This is a genomic window from Isoptericola luteus (assembly GCF_020297055.1).
In the GTDB taxonomy this organism is placed as follows: Bacteria; Actinomycetota; Actinomycetes; order Actinomycetales; family Cellulomonadaceae; genus Isoptericola; species Isoptericola luteus.
This window is the reverse complement of sequence record NZ_JAIXCQ010000001.1, coordinates 589,873-605,182: the sequence shown is the minus strand read 5'-3', so window position 1 is coordinate 605,182 and position 15,310 is coordinate 589,873. Positions and strand designations below refer to the sequence as shown.

General features: G+C 74.7%; 15 protein-coding genes. 8 read left to right on the top strand and 7 right to left on the bottom strand.

Going from position 1 to position 15,310, the window contains the following annotated elements:
• Nucleotides 1-38 precede the first annotated feature (38 nt).
• A complete protein-coding gene (locus LEP48_RS02850; RefSeq protein WP_225564036.1) occupies nt 39-755 on the bottom strand; it encodes a SprT-like domain-containing protein in 717 nt (238 codons plus the stop codon).
• 80 nt (nt 756-835) lie between these two features.
• Nucleotides 836-1,624, bottom strand: coding sequence for a FadR/GntR family transcriptional regulator (locus tag LEP48_RS02845; RefSeq protein ID WP_225564035.1), 789 nt, complete (start codon nt 1,622-1,624; stop codon nt 836-838).
• A gap of 162 nt (nt 1,625-1,786) precedes the next feature.
• Here LEP48_RS02845 and LEP48_RS02840 point away from each other — a divergent pair, with 162 nt between their 5' ends.
• The 3 genes from LEP48_RS02840 to LEP48_RS02830 are packed head-to-tail and all read left to right on the top strand — an operon-like array spanning nt 1,787 to nt 4,991.
• Nucleotides 1,787-2,590, top strand: coding sequence for a (Fe-S)-binding protein (locus LEP48_RS02840; RefSeq protein WP_225564034.1), 804 nt, complete (start codon nt 1,787-1,789; stop codon nt 2,588-2,590).
• Nucleotides 2,587-4,194 (top strand): LutB/LldF family L-lactate oxidation iron-sulfur protein, encoded by a 1,608-nt coding sequence (locus LEP48_RS02835; protein ID WP_225564033.1) that lies wholly within the window; start codon nt 2,587-2,589, stop codon nt 4,192-4,194. The genes LEP48_RS02840 and LEP48_RS02835 overlap by 4 nt, the downstream gene beginning before the upstream one ends.
• Nucleotides 4,191-4,991, top strand: a complete 801-nt coding sequence (locus LEP48_RS02830; RefSeq protein ID WP_225564032.1) for a LutC/YkgG family protein — start codon at nt 4,191-4,193, stop codon at nt 4,989-4,991. The genes LEP48_RS02835 and LEP48_RS02830 overlap by 4 nt, the downstream gene beginning before the upstream one ends.
• A 60-nt stretch (nt 4,992-5,051) precedes the next feature.
• Here LEP48_RS02830 and LEP48_RS02825 read toward each other — a convergent pair whose 3' ends face one another.
• Complete coding sequence (locus LEP48_RS02825; RefSeq protein ID WP_225564031.1) at nt 5,052-6,209, bottom strand: endo-1,4-beta-xylanase; 1,158 nt, start codon at nt 6,207-6,209, stop codon at nt 5,052-5,054.
• Nucleotides 6,210-6,417: 208 nt separating this feature from the next.
• On the opposite strand from LEP48_RS02825, the gene LEP48_RS02820 reads away from it, so the two are divergent.
• Together LEP48_RS02820 and LEP48_RS02815 are read left to right on the top strand one after the other, a co-directional pair.
• Nucleotides 6,418-7,065 carry a uridine kinase family protein gene (locus LEP48_RS02820; RefSeq protein WP_225564029.1) on the top strand — a complete coding sequence of 216 codons (648 nt, stop codon included), beginning with the start codon at nt 6,418-6,420 and terminating at the stop codon, nt 7,063-7,065.
• A 115-nt stretch (nt 7,066-7,180) separates the two neighbouring features.
• Entirely contained in the window at nt 7,181-8,386 is a 1,206-nt protein-coding gene (locus LEP48_RS02815; protein WP_225564028.1) for a glycosyltransferase, read from the top strand.
• A gap of 94 nt (nt 8,387-8,480) precedes the next feature.
• Here LEP48_RS02815 and LEP48_RS02810 read toward each other — a convergent pair whose 3' ends face one another.
• Nucleotides 8,481-9,524 carry a LacI family DNA-binding transcriptional regulator gene (locus LEP48_RS02810; RefSeq protein WP_225564027.1) on the bottom strand — a complete coding sequence of 348 codons (1,044 nt, stop codon included), beginning with the start codon at nt 9,522-9,524 and terminating at the stop codon, nt 8,481-8,483.
• Between the two features lie 165 nt (nt 9,525-9,689).
• On the opposite strand from LEP48_RS02810, the gene LEP48_RS02805 reads away from it, so the two are divergent.
• From LEP48_RS02805 to LEP48_RS02795, 3 genes are read left to right on the top strand one after another with little or no spacing between them, the layout of a single operon-like run.
• A complete protein-coding gene (locus LEP48_RS02805; protein WP_225564110.1) occupies nt 9,690-10,826 on the top strand; it encodes a Gfo/Idh/MocA family protein in 1,137 nt (378 codons plus the stop codon).
• Nucleotides 10,826-12,160 (top strand): dihydrodipicolinate synthase family protein, encoded by a 1,335-nt coding sequence (locus tag LEP48_RS02800; RefSeq protein ID WP_225564025.1) that lies wholly within the window; start codon nt 10,826-10,828, stop codon nt 12,158-12,160. Before LEP48_RS02805 ends, LEP48_RS02800 begins: the two co-directional genes overlap by 1 nt.
• Complete coding sequence (locus tag LEP48_RS02795) at nt 12,157-13,053, top strand: sugar phosphate isomerase/epimerase family protein (RefSeq protein WP_225564024.1); 897 nt, start codon at nt 12,157-12,159, stop codon at nt 13,051-13,053. The genes LEP48_RS02800 and LEP48_RS02795 overlap by 4 nt, the downstream gene beginning before the upstream one ends.
• Before the next feature lie 221 nt (nt 13,054-13,274).
• Here the strand turns inward: LEP48_RS02795 and LEP48_RS02790 are convergent, their stop codons facing one another.
• The 3 genes from LEP48_RS02790 to LEP48_RS02780 all read right to left on the bottom strand — a co-directional run bounded on the left by LEP48_RS02790 (nt 13,275) and on the right by LEP48_RS02780 (nt 15,207).
• Complete coding sequence (locus LEP48_RS02790) at nt 13,275-13,826, bottom strand: SDR family oxidoreductase (RefSeq protein WP_225564108.1); 552 nt, start codon at nt 13,824-13,826, stop codon at nt 13,275-13,277.
• An 89-nt stretch (nt 13,827-13,915) separates the two neighbouring features.
• A complete protein-coding gene (locus LEP48_RS02785) occupies nt 13,916-14,293 on the bottom strand; it encodes a DUF4267 domain-containing protein (RefSeq protein ID WP_225564023.1) in 378 nt (125 codons plus the stop codon).
• Complete coding sequence (locus LEP48_RS02780) at nt 14,290-15,207, bottom strand: alcohol dehydrogenase catalytic domain-containing protein (RefSeq protein ID WP_225564022.1); 918 nt, start codon at nt 15,205-15,207, stop codon at nt 14,290-14,292. Before LEP48_RS02780 ends, LEP48_RS02785 begins: the two co-directional genes overlap by 4 nt.
• Between the last annotated feature and the right edge of the window lie 103 nt (nt 15,208-15,310).

Genomic DNA, 15,310 nt, shown 5'->3' with positions numbered 1-15,310 from the left:
ACGGCCGGATGTCCAAGCACGAGGACGTGCGGCCGACGTCACCGCGCCCGTTCGACGAGCCCGAACGGCACGGTGAGCACCGCCCCGGGCACGCGCAGGTGGAACCGCGTGCGCCCGCGCTTGACCAGCTCTCCCTCGACGCCGTCGTAGCGACCGGGCGCCGTGACGCGCAGCCGGTCGCCGGGACGCACCGACGCGGCGTCGACCCCGATCCCCGACCCCGCCACGGCGCTGACGGCCGACCCCTCCGACCCGCCGGCGGGGCGCGGGCCACCGGAGCGCGCGCCGCCGGAGAGCGCCGGCACCGGCGCACCGCGGTACGACCACGCCAGCAGGTACCGCCGGTCGAACGTCCGCGAGCACCGGCCGCACGCCTGCCACGGCTGCGGGCGACGGTGCCGGGTCACCCGGTGGCCCGACGGGCAGGTGCCCACCCACGGACCGTCGATCTGGGGGCTGTCCTCGCTGACCAGGCGGCGACCGCTCGCGCCGATCCGCCGGGCGGTGGCGCGCCACCGGGCGTCGTGGCCGTGGCGTGCGCCGACGAGCGCGTGCGCGACCTCGTGCAGCACGACCTCGCGGACGTCGGCCTCGTCGTACAGCGCCGTCAGCGGGCCGGAGAGGCTGATCTCCCGGCGGTCGTGCCGGCACAGGCCGGCGCGACGGCGCGCGCGGTCGAACCGGAAGGTCCAGCCCTCCAGCCCGTGCTCGGCGATCAGGCCGCGCGCGAGGCGCGCGGCGGCGTCCTGGTCCATGCCCCCTCCGAGCGGTCGAGGATCCGTGGCGTCGAACGTAGCGGCGCCCACCGACAGGCGCCCACCGCCCGGGGCCTGCCTCAGTCCCCGCCCGCACCCGCCGGCGCACCGACGGCAGGACCGGGTCCGCCGTCCCCGGCGAGGCCGGTCTCGGTGGAGAACCCCCAGATGTGCTGGTGCACCGCCTGCCCGGCGGCGTCGGCGTCGCCCCGAGCGACCGCGTCGAGGATCGCCGCGTGCTCGACGCACAGGCGGTCCGCCGTCGTCGGCCACGACGACAGCCGCCGCACGCCGTCGGACACGTACGAGCTGATGGCGGACCGGAGGCCGCCGAGGATCGCCTCGGTGAGCTGGTTGCCGGCGATCCGGACCAGCTCCAGGTGGAAGTCCTGGTCGAGGCCGACGAAGTCGGCCACCGGCAGCCCCGGCTCCGACATCGCGTCCAGGAGCCGGCGGGCCTCGGCGAGGCGGCCGGCGGGGACGCCGGCCCTCGGCTCGCCCCCGGGCTGCGGCGCGACGGCACCGACCCGCTCGGCCGCCACCCGCATGGCCCACGTCTCGAGCGCGGCACGCGTGGCGACGACGTCGGACACCGGCAGCGTGCCGGACGCGACGTGCAGCCGCACGGCCGCCCCGAGCCCGGCGGCGGGTCGGTCGACGACCACGGCACCTGCCCCGGGCCCGGAGCCGACACCGGGGCGCACGATGCCCATGGCCTCGAGGATCCGCATCGCCTCGCGCACCGACGGCCGCGAGACGCCGAGGTCCTCCGCGATGGCCCGCTCGCCGGGGAGCCGTTCGCCGAGCCCCCACCGGCCCACGGCGATGCCCTCCTCGAGGTGGGCGAGGACGCGTTCATGGGTGCGCACCGTCCCAGGGTAGCCGCTCGGGCCCATATGGTCAGACCACATCCGGTACAGTGCCGCGGGTGGCCTGACCACAGCAGCCCGGGCACCACGACGTGCCATGGCGGCGGCGGCCGGGCCCCGTCATGCTGGACCGATCCGCGAAAACAGCCACGAAGGAGTCGCATGCGCATCGCCCTCGCCGCCACGTGCCTCGCCGACACCCTGTTCCCCGGCGCGCCGCGCGCGACCGTCCGGCTGCTCGAGCGGCTCGGGCACGAGGTGGTCTTCCCCGCGGGCCAGGCCTGCTGCGGGCAGATGCACGTGAACACGGGGTACTTCGACGAGGCCGTGCCCGTGATCCGCAACCACGTGGAGACTTTCGCGCCCGTGGCCGACGGCGAGTGGGACGCCGTCGTCGTCCCGTCCGGGTCGTGCACCGGTTCGGTGCGCCACCAGCAGGCGATGGTCTGCCGCCGGGCCGGTCTCCACGACCTCGCGGCGATCGCCGACGCCGTCGCGGCCCGGACCTACGAGCTGTCCGAGCTGCTCGTCGACGTCCTCGACGTCACCGACGTGGGCGCCTGGTTCCCGCACCGGGTCACGTACCACCCCACGTGCCACTCGCTGCGCATGCTGCACGTGGGCGACAAGCCCCTCCGGCTGCTGCGCGCGGTGGCCGACATCGACCTCGTCGAGCTGCCCGGCGCGGACTCGTGCTGCGGGTTCGGCGGCACGTTCGCCCTGAAGAACGCCGACACCTCGGCCGCGATGCTCGCCGACAAGACGGCGAACGTCCGCGCCACCGAGGCCGAGGTCGTCACGGCCGGCGACATGTCGTGCCTCATGCACATCGGGGGCGGCCTGTCCCGACAGGGCACCGCAGTCCGTGCGCTGCACCTGGCCGAGGTGCTCGCCTCCACCCGCGAGGAACCCACTCCCCTGCCGGACTCGACGTTCACCCGCCCGGTCACCGGAGCCGCCCGATGAGCACCTTCCTGGGACTCCCCGGCCTCCGTCGCCGGGTCGACGACGGCGCCCCGGACCCGCTGCCGGAGGAGCCGTTCGGCGCCGTCCCGCACCCGCAGGAGCCCCTGCGCTGGGGCGAGGCCTTCCCCGCAGCCGCCAAGCAGACGCTGGCGAACGACCAGCTGCGGCGCAACCTCGGCCACGCGACGCAGGTCATCCGCACCAAGCGGGCCGTCGTCGTCGACGAGGTGCCGGACTGGGAGGCCCTGCGGGACGCCGGGTCGGCGGTGAAGCAGCAGGTCATGGCGCGCCTGCCCGAGCTGCTGACCCAGCTCGAGGAGAACGTCGTCGCCCGCGGCGGCGTCGTGCACTGGGCGCGCGACGCCGCGGAGGCGAACCGGATCGTCGCCGACATCGCAAAGGCCGAGGGCGCCGACGAGGTCGTCAAGGTGAAGTCGATGGCGACGCAGGAGATCGGGCTCAACGAGGCCCTGGCCGCCGAGGGCATCGCCGCCGTCGAGACGGACCTCGCCGAGCTCATCGTGCAGCTCGCGGACGACATGCCCTCGCACATCCTCGTGCCGGCGATCCACCGCAACCGGTCCGAGATCCGCGACATCTTCCTCGCCCGCATGGGCGACGCGCCGCCCGACCTGTCCGACGTCCCGCGCGAGCTCGCCATGGCGGCGCGCGCGCACCTGCGCCGCAAGTTCCTGTCCGCCAAGGTGGCCGTGAGCGGCGCGAACTTCGCCGTCGCGGACTCGGGCACGCTCGCCGTCGTCGAGTCCGAGGGCAACGGGCGCATGTGCCTGACCCTGCCCTCCACGCTCGTGACGGTGATGGGCATCGAAAAGCTCGTGCCCACCTTCGACGACCTCGAGGTGTTCCTCCAGCTGCTGCCCCGCTCGTCCACGGGCGAGCGGATGAACCCGTACACCTCCCTGTGGACAGGGGTGACCCCGGGCGACGGGCCGAGCAGCTTCCACCTCGTGCTGCTGGACAACGGGCGCACCGACGTCCTCGCCGACGAGGTGGGCCGCAGCGCCCTGCACTGCATCCGCTGCTCCGCCTGCCTCAACGTGTGTCCGGTGTACGAGCGGGTGGGCGGGCACGCCTACGGCTCCGTCTACCCGGGGCCGATCGGCGCCATCCTCACCCCGCAGCTCACGGCGTCGTCGGGGGGCGTGTCCGGGCACCAGGACCCGAACGCGTCGCTTCCCTACGCGTCCACGCTGTGCGGCGCCTGCTACGAGGTGTGCCCGGTGAAGATCGACATCCCGTCGATCCTCGTGGACCTTCGGGCGCGCGAGGTGGACGCCGACCGCTCCCGCCGCGGCGTCGACCCGTGGGCGGCCGCGATGAAGGCGGCGTCCTGGGTGATGTCCGACGGCGGCCGCTTCGCCCTCGCCGGGCGCGCGGCCACGCTGGCCAGCGGCCTGGGGGGCGGCGACCACGCCGTCTCGCACGCGCCGCCACCCGTGAGCGCCTGGACCCGGTCGCGCGACCTGCCCGTCCCGGCCGGGCGGACGTTCCGGCAGTGGTGGGCCGGTCGTCCGCCGGTCGCACCGGACGAGCCGCCCACCGGGCTCGCCGAGCCCGCCGACGTCCCGGAGGCCGAGCGATGAGCGCGCGCGACGACGTCCTGAACCGGGTGCGCGCCGCGCTCGGCCGACCCGGCGCGGGGACGACGGCGTCCGGCGTGGTCGGCACGGCCCCGCACCTCGACGAGGTACCGCGGGAGTACCGCACCTCAGGCGAGCACCCGCCGGGATCGCCCGAAGTGCTGGACCAGCTCGTCGACCGGCTGGTGGACTACCGGGCGCACGTGCACCGCACGACGGCGGCCGACCTCCCGGCCGCGATCGCCACGCTCGTCACCGAGTTGTCAGGCTCACGTGCCGGTCCCGGTGCACCTGAACCTGACAACTCGCGGGCGCCTGAGCTGTCAGGCCCACGTGCCGGTTCCGGTGCACCTGAACCTGACAACTCGCGGGGGGTGCGCGTGGTGGTGCCCGCCGGGATCGACGACGGATGGCTCGCCGCGCTGCCCGACGGCACCGACGTGGTGCGCGACTCCCGCGAGCGGCCGCTGACCGCCGCCGAGCTGGACGCCACGGACGCCGTCGTCACCGCGGCGCGGATCGCGATCTCCGAGACGGGCACGATCGTGCTCGACGGCGAGCCCGACCAGGGCCGCCGCGCCGTCTCGCTCGTCCCGGACGTGCACCTGTGCGTAGTGCGCGCGGACCAGACGGTGCAGACCGTGCCGGAGGCGGTCCGGCTGCTCGGTGAGCACCCGGACCGCCCCCAGACCTGGATCTCCGGCCCCAGCGCGACGTCGGACATCGAGCTCGACCGCGTCGAGGGGGTGCACGGTCCCCGCACGCTGCACGTGCTGCTGGTCGCCGCGCCCGCCCGGTAACGCCATGCGCCGGTGGCGCGGGCCCGTGGGCTCCGCGTCACCGGCGCTCGGCGAGCGGGGCTACCTGTTCAGGCCGGGCGGCGTGCGCGGCGACCTACCCGGGGTGGCGTCGGTGAGGCCGTCGAGCAGGGCGAAGTACGCCGGCTTCTTCTCGAAGTCCTCGGTCATGATCGTGGCGTAGCCCTCGGGGAAGACCCCCGGGACCCACGACCGCGCGTCGTCGAAGCCCCAGACCGTGAAGCTCGTGCAGGCGGGGACGCCGAGGCACGCCTGCAGCAGCCCGTCGTACCGCTCCGCCTGGGTCGCGATCTGCTCGGCGGTCGGCTCCCCGTCGTCGCCGAGCGGCATCCGGACGTCGGCCTCGGTGACGGCCACCTTCAGCCCGAGGTCCGCGAACCGCTCGAAGTTCGCCTGCATCGAGTCGTCGAAGCCGTACTGGAGGCTCAGGTGCGCCTGCGCGCCGAAGCCCTGCAGCGGCGCGCCGTCGGCGAGCAGCTCCTGGGCCAGCTCGTAGTAGGCGTCGGTCTTGGTGTTGATGCCCTCCGCGTTGTAGTCGTTCATGAAGAGCAGCGCCTCGGGATCCGACTCGTGCGCCCACCGGAAGACGTCGCCGATGAGGCCGACCGGGTCGACCGAGCAGGCCTTGAGGAAGGGGTTCGCCTCCGTGCGCAGGCGCACGCCGCCGGCGTCCCAGTCGTCCTGCATGACCTCGTTGATCACGTCCCACTCGTAGATCTCGCCGGCGTACCGGCCGACGACGGTGCGAACGTGGTCCTCGAGGACGTCGCGTGCCTCCTCGCAGGTCCAGGAGGCACTGGCCTCGGTCACCCACTCCGGGTTCTGGCTGTGCCAGAGCAGCGTGTGCCCGCGGACCTCCTGGCCGTTCGCCTTGGCGAAGGCCACGACGGCGTCCGCGCCGGAGAAGTCGTAGACGTCGGGCTCGGGGTGGAGCTCAGCCCACTTCATGTCGTTCTCGGGGGTGAGCGAGCCGAACTCGTCACCGAGGATGGCTTGGAACTGGCGGGGGTTCTTGCGGTCGTGGTGGAGCAGCTCGTTCTTGCCCCACACGGCGCTGCCGATCTCGAGATCGTGCGGCGCCGCATCTCGCAGGGTGGGCTCCGGGGGCGTGGCCTGGGCCGCCGGGACGGCGAGCGCGAGGGCGGTGACGGCGGACGCTGCGACGGTGGCGGCACGCTTCGTCCTGGGGGAATGGGACATCGTTGTTCCTCTCCGATCGGGCTTCCCACGGTTCGGGTGAACCGCCGGATGTTCCGACACGCAGAAGATAACGATGTCGATAACGATTTCACAAGACCTGCCGACACCATCGGGCCACCGGCCGACGCCGGCGCGGCATCGGCCGCCCGGCTGCCGGGCGGCCGGGCCGGTCGTCAACGGGGCGGCTGAAGCCGCACAATGGGCTCCCGTGACCGACCTCGAGCCCCCGACGTCCGACGCCCTCTTCGACGTGCCGGCGGGCGCGCGTCGCGCCACCCGTCGGATCGTGCTCCTCACGGGTCCGTCCGGCTCCGGGAAGACGGCGCTCACCCGCAGGCTGGGGCTCCCGGTCGTCAACCTCGACGACTTCTACCGCGACCTCGACCACCCCGGGATGCCGGTGCGCTACGGCATCGTGGACTGGGACGACCCACGTAGCTGGGACGTCGACGGCGCGTTGGAGGCGCTGCGCGAGGTGGTCCGCACGGGCCGCGCCGAGGTCCCCGTCTACGACATCCCCACCTCGCGTCGTACCGGCGCGGCGGTGCTGGAGGCGCGCGACGTCCCGGTCGTCCTCGCCGAGGGGATCTTCGCCGCCGAGCTCGTGGAGCAGTGCCGTGCCGACGGGATCCTCGCGGACGCGATCTGCCTGACCCGGCCGCGCCTGGTGACGTTCTGGTTCCGGCTGCTGCGCGACGTCGCGGAGTCCCGCAAGCCGCTGCCGACCCTGCTGCGCCGCGGCTGGGGACTGCTGCGCGGCGAGCCGGCGCTCGTGCGCCGGTGGGTGGACCTGGGCTGCCGGACGGCGTCGCCGGGCCAGGCCGAGCGGGACATCCGCGCGCTCCTCGCGACATAGGCACGCGCGACGGATCCCCGCGCACCCGTCGCCCGGCACCGCGTCATGAGAACGTCACACGGCGGTCATCCGCCCCACATCCTCTGCCCTGATCCTCGGTGCAGGAGGTGGTCCCATGATCGAGCGCGGTCCGTTGCGCGTCCTGTCCCTGTACGAGGGCTTCTTCAGCGGTGGCGCGCGGGTGCTGCACTCGACGGTGCTGGCGGGCCTGCACGCGCAGGGCCGCCAGCAGCACGCGGTGCTGAGCATCCACCACGAGGTGCGGCGCGAGGCGACCCTGCAACCCATGACCGACGACCCCCGCTACCTGGCGCTGCGCGCCGCCGGCGTGCGGATCACGTCGCTCGGCCGGTCCACGGCCGGGGCCCACGACCTCGAACGGTTCACCGCCGCCGAGCTGGCCACCGCGTACCGGCAGGCCGCCGCCGCGCAGGTGGTGCTCTCCCTCAAGGAGCAGCCGCTTCGGCTCGTCAACCAGCCCGGCTTCCCCGACCGCCCCGTGGTGGCGTGCCTGCACCGCTCGGACCCCGAGCACCAGGGACCGGCGCTGGATCAGCTGCTCACGGCCGCCACGTCGGGCCGGCTCGCCGCCGTGGCGTGCTGCGCCACCTCGACGCGGGACGCGTACGCCGCCGCGGGGGTCCCGGCGCACCTGCTGCAGGTCATCCCCAACGGGGTGGACCTCACCCGGTTCCGCCCGCTCTCGCACGGCCGGCGGCTCGCCGTGCGGGGGGAGCTCGGGCTGCCGGCCGACGCCACCGTCGTCACGTATGCCGCGCGGTACGACGCGATGAAGAACCCCCGGCTGTTCGTCGCGGCAGCCCGGCAGTATCTGGGGCGCGTCGCCGCCGGGCACGTCGTGATGTGCGGGGCGGGCATGGACGGGGCGAACGCCGACCTGCGGGCGAACCTCGAGCGGATGTTCGCCGACCGCCCGGACCTGCGCGGACGCCTCCACCTGCTGGGCGTGCGCCGGGACATGGAGCGGGTCCTGGCCGCCTCCGACGTCGTCGCCCTGACGTCGACGTTCGGCGAGGCGGCGCCGCTGTGCCTCATCGAGGGCGCGATGTGCGGGGCGGTCCCGGTGACGACGGCGGTGGGCGACAGCGCCCGCATCGTCGACGGCATCGGCTTCGTCACGCGCTCCGACGCCGCGGAGATCGCCGCCACCTGGGCCGAGGCGGCGGCGCGGCGTGTCGAGCTGCGCCACGCCCTGACCGCGGCCCGGCCACGGTTCAGCCACGTGCGCATGCTCTCGGCGTACGCGAGCCTCGTCGAGCGCGCCTCCCGCGGCGCCGGCCTGACGCTCGCGACGGGCTGACCCTCGCGACGGGCTGACGCTCGCGACGGGCTGACGCCGGGCCTCGCTGACCCCGCACCCGGGCCGGCTCGGAACGGCCCCGGCCGCACGACGCTCAGCTGCGGGCGGTGCTCGCCCGCAGGACGACGTCGAACTCCACCTCCGTGACGCCGCCGTGGGGCGACGCCCCGGGCGCCGTCACCGTCTCGACGACGGCGGCGCGGACCGCCAGGCGGCCCATCTCCTCCAGGGGGATGCGCACCGTCGTCAGCCCGGGCACGTGGTCGCGCAGCGTGGGGACGTCGTCGAACCCGGCCAGGGACACGTCGCGCGGCACCTCGACGCCGAGCTCGCGCAGACGGGCGATCGCGCCGATGGCCATGACGTCGGTGACGGCGAACACGCACAGCGGGTCGGTGCCGTCGCTCGCCCCGGCGACGAGGTCGGCCACGGCCCCGCCGGCGGCGTACCCGCCGTCGCGGGAGAACTCCGTCTCCAGGACGTCGGTCACGACGCCGCCGCCCGCCCGCACGGCCCCCACGAACGCCTCGGCCCGCTCGCGCGACGTCACGACGGTGGCCGGCCCGCCGAGCACGGCGAAGCGCCGGTGCCCCTGCGCCAGGAGCGCCTCGGCGAGCGCCGTCGCCCCCGCGGCGTTCGGCGGCCGCACCACGTATCCCTCGCCGACAGGCTGGCCGACGACGACGGAGCGTCCGCCCGCCACGACGAACCGGTCGAGCTCGGCGGCGAGCGCGTCGTCGTCCTCCGGCGCCCAACGCGTGCCGGCGACGACGACGGCGTCGACGCGGTGGGCGGCGAAGGCGGCCACCGCCTCCCGCTCGGCGACGGGGTCGCGACCGGTGGAGGCGAGCAGCACCAGGTGCCCGCTGGCCCGCGCGGCGTCCTGCGCCCCGGCCGCGATGGTGGAGAAGTAGGGGTCGGAGATGTCCTGCACGACGAGCCCGAGCAGGCCCGTGCGCGAGCGTGCCAGGGCTTGCGCCTGCGCGTTGACGACGTAACCGAGGTCTGCCGCAGCGGCGCGTACCTTCTCGACCAGGCCGGGGCCGGGCTGCCGGGACGATCCGTTGAGCACCCGCGACGCCGTGGCCAGGGAGACTCCTGCTTGGTCGGCGACGTCCTGCAGCCGCGGTCGGGCCACGTGCACACCTCCTGATCCGGGCGGCGCCTTGACGCGCCTGCCGCGCACAGCCTACCGTGGTAGGAAAGCGCATTCCATGCGCAGCCGCCTGGTGGCGCCGACGACACCACCGCCGACGAAGGAGTCTCAGTGAGCAGCAGCACCTCGCGCACCCTGCGCATCGCCATGAACGGCGTGACCGGACGCATGGGCTACCGCCAGCACCTCGTGCGCTCGATCCTGCCGATCCGTGAGGCCGGCGGCGTCGAGCTCCCCGACGGGACCCGGGTGCAGGTCGAGCCCGTCCTCGTGGGCCGCAACGAGGAGAAGCTGCGCGACCTCGCCAAGCGGCACGACGTCGCCGAGTACACGACGGACCTCGACGGGATCATCGCCGACCCCGGCACCGACATCGTGTTCGACGCCGCGATGACGAACCTGCGCGCCGCGACGCTCAGCAAGGCGATGCGTGCCGGCAAGCACGTCTACACCGAGAAGCCCACGGCCGAGACTCTCGGCGAGGCGGTCGACCTGGCGCGGCTGCGCGAGGAGACCGGCGTCACCGCCGGCGTCGTGCACGACAAGCTGTACCTGCCGGGCCTGGTCAAGCTCCGCCGTCTCGTCGACGAGGGCTTCTTCGGGCGCATCCTGTCGCTGCGCGGCGAGTTCGGCTACTGGGTGTTCGAGGGCGAGCACCAGGCGGCCCAGCGCCCCTCGTGGAACTACCGCAAGGAGGACGGCGGCGGCATGACCACGGACATGTTCTGCCACTGGAACTACGTCCTCGAGGGCATCCTCGGCGCGGTCAAGACCGTGAACGCCCAGACGACCACGCACATCCCCACCCGCTGGGACGAGCAGGGCAACCAGTACGCCGCCACCGCCGACGACGCCGCGTACGGCATCTTCCAGATCGAGACGCCCGGCGGCGACCCCGTGGTCGCGCAGATCAACTCGTCGTGGGCGGTGCGTGTCCACCGCGACGAGCTCGTGGAGTTCCAGATCGACGGCACCCACGGCTCCGCCGTCGCCGGGCTGCGCAGGTGCGTCGCCCAGCAGCGCGCGCACACCCCCAAGCCCGTGTGGAACCCGGACCTGCCGGTCACCGAGCCGTTCCGCGACCAGTGGCTCGACGTGCCCGCCAACGCCGACCTCGACAACGGCTTCAAGCTCCAGTGGGAGGAGTTCCTGCGCGACGTCGTCGCAGGACGCCCGCACCGGTTCGACCTGCTCTCCGCCGCCCGCGGCGTGCAGCTCGCCGAGCTGGGCCTGCAGTCGTCGGCCGAGGGCCGCCGCCTCGACGTCCCGGAGATCTCCCTGTGATGACCCCGCACGACATCGCGCGCTCCGCTCCCGGACCGGCCGGGACCACCACCGGGGCCGTCCGGCTCGCGACCCGGCAAGCGCCGCAGCTCGAGCCCAGCGGCGTCACCGTGCGCCTGCCCCGGTTCGACGACGCGGGCCGGGCCACCGGCGTCGAGGTGCGCGAGCTCAACGCGCCGGGCCCGTGGGTGGCCCCGTCGACGCCGATCACGTCCCGTGTGGCGTTCGCCGCCGCGCACGTGGTGCCGCAGGTCGGTGCGGAGAACGTGCCGGGCGCGCCCGCCGTCGTCGACTGGGACGCCACGCTCGCGTACCGGCACGAGATCTGGCGGTTCGGCCTCGGCGTCGCCGACGCCATGGACACCGCCCAGCGCGGCATGGGCCTGGACTGGGCCGCCACGCAGGAGCTCGTGCGCCGCTCGTCCGCGGAGGCGGCGTCCGTGGGCGCGCGCATCGCCTGCGGCGCGGGCACCGACCAGCTCGACCCCGCCGTCGTCGCCGCGTGGGAGCCCGGCGACCCCGCGGCGCTGGCCGCCGTCACCGACGCCTACCGCGAGCAGGTGCACGTGGTGCAGGACGCCGGGGCGCAGGTCATCGTCATGGCATCGCGCGCGCTCGCGAGGGTCGCCCGGTCCCCGGAGGACTACGCCCGCGTGTACGACGCCGTCCTCGCCGAGGCGGACCGGCCCGTCGTCCTGCACTGGCTGGGCACCATGTTCGACCCGGCCCTCGCGGGGTACTGGGGCTCGGCGTCGGTCGAGAGCGCCACCGCGACGTTCCTCGACCTCATCCGTGCCCACCAGGACAGGGTCGACGGCGTCAAGGTCTCGCTGCTCGACGCGCAGCACGAGATCGGCCTGCGCCGGTCGCTCGCCGCGCTCGACGGCTCGCCCGTGCGGCTGTACACCGGGGACGACTTCAACTACCCGGAGCTCATCGCGGGCGACGACCAGGGCCACTCGGACGCGCTGCTCGGCATCTTCGCCGCGGTCTACCCGGCCGCCTCCACGGCGCTGCAGGCGTTCGACGCCGGTGCGGCCGGGGACCCGGACGGCGCCGGGCGTGGCCACGCGGTCCTCGCGTCCACCGAGAAGCTGGGCCGGCACATCTTCGCCGCGCCCACCTACTACTACAAGACGGGCGTCGCGTTCCTGTCCTGGCTGAACGGGTTCCAGCCGGGCTTCCAGCTCGTCGGCGGGCTGCAGGCGGGCCGGTCGCTGGCGCACCTGGTCGAGCTGGCCCGCCTCGCGGACGGCTGCGGCATGCTGCTGGACCCGGCGCTGGCCGCCCGCCGCCTCGACGCCCTGCTCACGACGAACGGAGCCACCGCATGAGCGCCGACCTGAGCCGCTGCTCGCTCAACACCGCCACGGTCAAGCACGCCACCCTCGCCGAGGCGGTCGACGCCGCCGCGTCCGCCGGGCTCGGCGCGGTCGGCCTGTGGCGCCACCAGGTGGCCGAGCACGGCGCGGACAAGGCCGCGCGCATCGTGGCCGACGCCGGCCTGCGGGTCTCGTCGCTCTGCCGGGGCGGGTTCCTCACCGCCGCCGACGACGCGGGCGTCGCCGCAGCGCTCGACGACAACCGGCGCGCGATCGAGGAGGCCGCGGGCGTCGGGACGGGCGAGCTCGTGTTCGTCGTCGGCGGGCTGCCCGCCCTCAGCGAGCCGGGGCAGGGGCCGCGGCCCGACGCCCGGCCGGGCGACCGCGACCTCGTCGCCTCCCGGGCCCGCGTGGCCGACCGTCTCGCCGACCTCGCACCGTTCGCGGCCGACCACGGCGTGCGGATCGTCCTCGAGGCCCTGCACCCCATGTTCGCCGCCGACCGCGCGGTGATCTCCACCCTCGGGCAGGCGCTCGACCTGGCGGCGCCGTTCGCGCCCGGGACCGTGGGCGTCGTCGTCGACACGTACCACGTGTGGTGGGACCCGCAGCTGCGCGACTCGATCGCGCGAGCGGGGGCCGAGGGCCGCATCGCGGGCTACCAGGTGTGCGACTGGAACCTGCCGCTCGCCGCCGACCCGCTCAACTCCCGCGGGCACGTGGGCGACGGGTACATCGACTTCCCGACCATCTCGCGCTGGGTCGCCGAGGCCGGCTACAGCGGCGACGTCGAGACGGAGATCTTCAACGAGGAGATCTGGTCCGCGGACCCGCAGGACACCGCCCGGACCGTCGGCGAGCGGTACGCGACGCACGTGCTGCCGTCGCTCACGCCGCACGCCTGACGTCGCAGCCGCACCACCACCAGGACGCCGGGCATGACACCCGGTGCGGGCCGGTCGCCGACGCCGGTCCGCCGCACCTCGCCCCGCCGCCTCCCGGGCGGCGGGGCGACGTCGTCCGGAGCGAGGACCCGGATCGCCGGCGTCCAGCACGTCCCGGCTGCCCGGCAGCAACGGTGGCGGTGACGACTCGAACCTCGGACCGCCTCGGACCGCCTCGGAGGTCAGCGGAAGTCGGCGACGTGATCGGCGGCCCAGGTGCCGAACGACCTGGCCGGCCGGCCGGTGAGGTCCTCCGCGGTGGAGGTGATGCCGTTCCGGTTGCCGACCATCGCCGCCCAGGCGTCCAGGGTGCTGTCCGCCGTCTCGGGCGACCGTCCCCACTCGCCGACGATCCGGGCGCGCATCTCGTCCCGGGAGAGCTCCTCGTAGCGGACGGGGCGGTGCTCGATCGCGGCGTGCGAGCCGATGATGCCCTCGACCGGTGCGTCGCCGTCGTCGGGAACCCCCTCGGCGGACAGGTAGACGATCCTCCGCACGTCCTTCGCCATCCGCGCGACCAGCTCTGACGCCCGCCCGTCGGCCTGCACCGTGGGGAAGACGAGGAAGACGGCATCGACGCCGAGCAGCGCGTCGTCGAGGCTCGTCGGTTCCGACAGGTCGCCGGCGACCACCTCGACGTCGTCGGGGAGGTCCGCCCGGGCCGGGCTGCGGGTGAGCGCCCGGACGTGGACGCCACCCCGCCCCCGCAGCTGGGCGACCGAGCGACCGAGCAGCTGGGCGACCGAGCGACCGGGCGACCGGGCAGCCGGGCGACCGGGCAGCCGGGCGACCGGGCAGCCGGGCAGCCGGGCGACGGCGTGGTTCAGGCGCCGAGCAGCACGAGACCCACGGCGACCATGACGGCCGCCGTCGCGGCGTGCACGCCGTAGGCCGCCGCCGGGGGCCCGCCGGCGCGGGCGACGGTCACGGCGTCGCAGGCAGGCATGACCGCGGCCACGATCATCGCCGCGCCCAGCAGCTGCGGTGGGCCGCCGACCAGGACCACGAGCAGCAGGAGCCCGGTCCCGATGTCGCGGTTGCCCTTGACCCTCGACCAGGACCGGAACGCGCGATCCTCGACCGGAACGTCGGGGATGCCGAACCCGGCGGCGCCGCCCGGCGCCCAGACGTAGCTCACGCCCATGAGCACGACGGCTGCGGCGATCGACCCGGCCACCACGGTGGCGACGGTGGCGATCACGGAAGCACCACGACCCGGCCGCGGACGCCGCCCTTGGCCAGCAGCCGGTACGCGCTGACGACCTCCGTGAGCGGGAGGGCCGCGTGGATCCTGGCCGGGACGGTCCCGTCGACCACGCGGTCGAGCAGCCTCGCGAGCAGCGGCCCGTCCGGACGACTGACGACCACGCCGACCGTGACCCCGCGCTCCTCGTCGGGCTCCAGCCCGGGCAGCACGCCGACGAAGGTCCCGCCGTCGCGCACGAGCGACAACGCCTCCTCCTGCATGGCCGCGGCGTCCGCGACGACGTCCCACCCGCCCGCGGGTGCCGTGGTGAAACCGACGCCCAGCCCGTGCACGAACGCCTGGTCGCCGGCCCGCGCCAGACCGGTCACCTGCCAGCCCCGTTCCTTGGCGAGCACCGCGACGGCCGCCCCCACGCCACCGGCTGCACCCGTCACCAGCAGTCGCCGCGCCTGCGGCGGCACGTCGCCGAGCACGCCGAGCAGCTGGGCCGCGGTCGTGAGGGTCAGCGGCATGCTCGCCGCGACGTTGGGGCACATCCCGTCGGGCAGCCCGGCGACGTCGTCCGCGGCGACCACCAGGTGCTCGGCGTGCGAACCGTGGTCGCGGTCGACACCGCCGACGAAGCCGGCCACACGTGTGCCGAGGGCCAGGCCGACGCCGTCGCCCGCCGCCTCGACGACGCCCGAGAAGTCCGCTCCGAGCCCGGTGTGCTCGGCCTGGGACACCAGACCGAGCCCGTGGAGCCGGCCGCTCACGACGTCGAGGTCGACGGGGTTGATCGCGGCAGCGGCGACCTTGACCCGCACCTGGCCCGGGCCGGGCTCGGGGACGGGCGCGTCGATGATCTCGATCGACCCCGGTCCGCTCGGCGTGCGGACCACGGCGCGGCGCGACGTCTGGTGGTTCATGAATCCTGCTCCTTGTGAGTGCTCTCTTGCCCGGACGGTGGACACCCACCACCATGGACAGGCCGCTTCCGATCGGGAAGTAGGCACCTTGAGGTGCGTTAGT